The 4,098-nt window shown below is 69.9% G+C and carries 2 protein-coding genes; both read right to left on the reverse strand.

Going from position 1 to position 4,098, the window contains the following annotated elements; genetic code table 11:
• Positions 1 to 464: 464 nt before the first annotated feature.
• Positions 465 to 1,169: a hypothetical protein gene (locus tag ACZ4N5_RS43005; RefSeq protein WP_467762407.1), complete on the reverse strand. Its 705-nt coding sequence runs from the start codon at positions 1,167 to 1,169 to the stop codon at positions 465 to 467.
• Between the two features lie 4 nt (positions 1,170 to 1,173).
• On the reverse strand, positions 1,174 to 4,098 hold a 2,925-nt coding region (locus ACZ4N5_RS43010; protein ID WP_467762408.1), incomplete at its 5' end, for a polymorphic toxin-type HINT domain-containing protein.

Below are 4,098 nucleotides of genomic sequence, written 5' to 3' on the forward strand. Positions count from 1 at the left end.
AAACGCGCCGGCTTGTGCGCACCGACCGGCCGGCGGACCGCCCGTCGCGAGCGAAAACTCCAGGGCTCCCCACCCGGATCACCCTCTTGTCCCGAACCCTTCCCTCGCCGACAGCCCCGAGCACCCCCAGTTGCCTCAGCTGCCCGTTCGGGGTCGGCTTGGAGCCGATTGTCTCAAGGGCACCGCCGGAAGTCACTGGCCAGGCCCTATTCGGGTGCCTATAGATCTCGCGGCAGCTGTGCCAGCTCGTCCTTCTCCTAGGTAGTGAGCAGGCCGTCCCGCTCATCGGCGTCAACCTCGACCTGCCGGATCCAGCCGCGCAGGGCCTCGTGACTCGCGCACAGATCCCCGGCGATGCGGCGGATCACGGGCTTCGGCTCGGCGGCGCGATGCACGAGACGGGCCCTGCCGAGCCGTGGCCTTTCGGCTCGGCGGGGCCCGTGTGCTGTCAGGCCAGGTCGGCCCTATCCGACGTTGAGGTTGTCGTCCACGAGGAACTCCGGGTAGCCGAAGCGCTCACCGAGGGCGGTGAAGGCTACGCAATGGTTCTCGTCGATGGCCACGAAGTACTCCTTCATGGCCCGCAGGAACAGCCGGAACCCGAGATCCGCGCAGGCCCCTGTGACGACCTGCTCCAGCGCGGGGACCAGACCGGGCAGCGATCGTTCGTCGGCAGCCCGTTCCAGGCCGTCGGCGACGGTGCCGATCTGGTCCAGAACACGCCTGCGCAGGTCCGCGTCTGTCACCGGCTGCGGCGCGGGCGAGACGAACATGGCGTCGGCCTCGCGGACGCTCGCGGTCCACGTCTCTTCGATCCGCGCCATCCACTCCCTTCCGCTCAAGCCGTGAGCCGCGGGGTCGAAGTACCCCTTCGTGGCTCCCAGCCACACGGTGCGGAGCACCTCGTCCGGCAGTACGGAGGCCAGCAGCCTCCGTGCGTCCTCGCCGATCTGCATGGCGATCCTGCGGTGCACCGTGCCGACGGCTCCCTCGACCAGACCCAGCTGGGCGGCCACGGGATTCGGGGGCACGAACCGGGCGGAGTCCTCTGCGGACAGCCACAACGGATACGCCGACTTCGACGCCAGCCAACTGAGCCCGATGTCCACGATGAACGCGTCGTCGCCGGTGGGTCCTGCCGGTTCGCCGTGGTCTGTCATCGCGGTCATCTTCTCACTCCGGGTAGGACGTGTAGACAACAAACCTGCTGGGCTTGTGCTTGCCCGCGTACTTGAGCTGGATGACGACCGTTTCTCCGGTGCGGTCACCCTGTACTCCGTCCCTGACCCAGACGCGGCCGAGGGACCCCTGATTCCGCAGCTGCCATTTGATGTCGAGCAGGTCGTGCCGAGGATCGAACGCCGGGTTGTGAGACTGCGCCTTGAGCCACGTGGCCAGCCGCTTCACATTGCTCGGCTTCTTGATCCAGGCGTCGAACGCGGCCTGGACGCTCGTGACGGCCGTCGCCTCGTCGTTCCACCGGCTGGCCCTGCCCTTCGTCTCGGCCGCGTCCGCCATGGCAGCGTCGTTGGGCCGAACGTGCTCTCTGAGGGTATGGGCCTCCTCGATACCCTCGTCCTGCACCAGGTTCAGGCAGTTGTGGACCAGGACGTCCCGGGAGTGTCCGCCCTCCGGGCGGACGTAGAAGGTGTGCGGGCCGTCGACGGTCAGGTCGTAGACCGGACGCGGGGCCAGCCTGGGCCGGTCACGCAACGCGGTGACGGACTGCGGGGCCCCGTCCGAGGTCCGAAGCCGGTCGCCCACCCGCAGGTCCGACACGTGCACCCATCCGTGCCCGGCCACGTACACCCGGTGTCCGCTCGTGCTCGTCAGCGTGCCGCCGCCGGCCAGGGAGACGTCGACCAGGTGGTCCGTGCGATGCCGGAAGGTGCTGGTGACGGGCTCGGGCCGAGCGCGACCGGAGGCAGGGTCGGTGGCCAGCACCAGGTCACCGATCCGAACGTCCACGATCGGCCTGCGTCTCCCGTCGGCCATCAGTACCCGGGTGCCACCCGGGAAACTGTTCGCCTCACACGCGGTCACAGCCTCTTCGTAAGTCTGGACCTCCCTCTCGATCGCGGCGACCGCCGCGGCGTCGACACCCTTGAGGGTTTTGAGTGCCTGGAGCGCGTCCCGGACGCCGATGCCGGTGACGAACGCGGCGTCCACGGCGCGTACTGCTTCCGCGATGGGTTGGATGAGTTTGCCGGCGAACAGGCTCGCGACGTCCAGGGATGCCCAGGCGCATCCGCTCCAGCTGCCGCTCTGAAAACCGGAGGTGAACTTCTGGGCGCACTTGATCCAGTTGCCGAAGAGGATGTCGATGGGATCGACGCCGTCCTGCCACTCGGCGATCGTGATGGTGTGCGTGACCTCCTGGGACAGTTCGTCGGTTGTGACCTCGCCGAGATACGTCGTGGCCTCGGTCGGGCACATGAGCTTCTGTGGGTCGATGCCCTCGGCAGTGCACAGGTACAGGTCGACAACGGCCTTGTACTTGATCTTCGAGGTGATCGTGCAGTTGCCCGTGTAGGTGAGGGGGGTCCACCAGTGGTCGCAGCCGTCGGTCTTCTTGACGACCTCCGGGTCGCCGATCGTCTCGATGTGGTCAATGACGTGGAAGACGTTGCCGATCGAGCCGCCGTTCCCGTCGGGGACGGTTCCGGTGTTGATCTGTTTGGCCTTCTCCGCCTTCTCGGCTCTGTCGGCGGCTTCCTGGGCTTCCTTGGCGTATTTGTCGGCGTCCTTCGCTGCCTGTTCGGCTTCGGTGGCGGCGGTGTCGGCGCGGGTGGCGGCGGCTCGGGCGTCCTTGGCGTCCTGTTCGGCCTGGGTGGCGGCTGAGCGGGCTGCGGAGGCGTCGAGTTCGGCGGCGTCGGCGGAGTCGCGGGCGTCCTTGGCGTAGCCCTCGGCGTTGCCTGCGGCCTTGTCGGCGGCCGCGGCGTCGGCGGTGGCCTGGTTGTCGTAGTCGACGGTGCGAGCCAGTGAGGACGCGGCTGCGGAGGCGGCCTTGGCGGCGTCGGCGGCGTAGCCGAGGGCGTCCTTCGCGTACGTGCGGGCGTCCGCCGCGTATCCGGCGGCGTTGGCCGCGTGCTGGTAGGCCTCCTTGGTGTCGCCCTTGGCCTGGTCGGCGAGGTTCTTGGCGGCCTGGGCCTCGGCGGCGGCGTTCTTGGCGTGCGCCTCGGCGACGGCCTGCTGCTGGTCGGCGATCGTCTTCGAGCCCTGTCCGGTCAGGACGACGAGGCCGGCGGCGGAATCGGTGTCGACGTAGGCGGAGCCGAGCTGGACGGCGTCGTTGGCCGGGTCAGCGACCTGCTTGGCGGCTGCGCCGGCGTCGACTGCGGCCTGGGCGGTGACGTGGGCGTAGCCGGCGGCCTTGGCGGACGCCGCGAGTGCCTTGGCCGCTTCCGTGCCGGCGGTGTTGGCCTGGGTCCTGGCGTCCTTGGCGTGCTGTTCGGCTTCGTCGGCGAGCTTGACCGCTGCCTTGGCCTCGGCGGAGGCGTCCTGGGAGGCCTTGATGGCGTCGGCGACCGCGCTGGTGGCGGTCTTGACGGCGGCGTCGGCCTTCAGCTTGTCGGCCTGGGCGGCGTCGGCGTCGGAGCGGGCGCGTTTGGCGGCGGCCTCGGCGCGGGTGGCCGCGGCGTCCGCGTCGGCCGCCGCCTGGGTGGCGGCGTCGGCCTCGGAGCGCGCCTTGGTCGCTGCCGTTTCGGCGTCGTCGGCCGCCTTGTCGGCGTCGTTCGCGGCGGCGCGGGCGGCGGTCGCCGCGTCACCGGAATCCAGGGAGTCGGCGTACGCCTCTTTGGCGTCGGCCTTGGCGCGGGCGGCGTCGGCCTTCTGCTCGGCGTCCCAGGCGTCGTCCCGCAGGGACTTGGCGTGGTCCTTCGCCTTGACCGCGTCGTCGCGTCGGTCCTGGGCGGTCTTCTCCGCGGTTTCGGCCTTGTCCTTGGCGTCCTTCGCCTTCGTCGCCTCGGACTCGGCGTTCTTGCGGTGCTCGGCGGCCTCGGAGCGCTTGACGGCGGCGTTCTCCTTCTCCGCCTTGGCCGTCTTCTCCTCGGCCTCCGCCGCCAGCCGCTTGGCGTGCGCGTCGGCGGCGGCCGCCTT

The sequence above is a fragment of the Streptomyces sp. NPDC026500 genome (assembly GCF_055567635.1).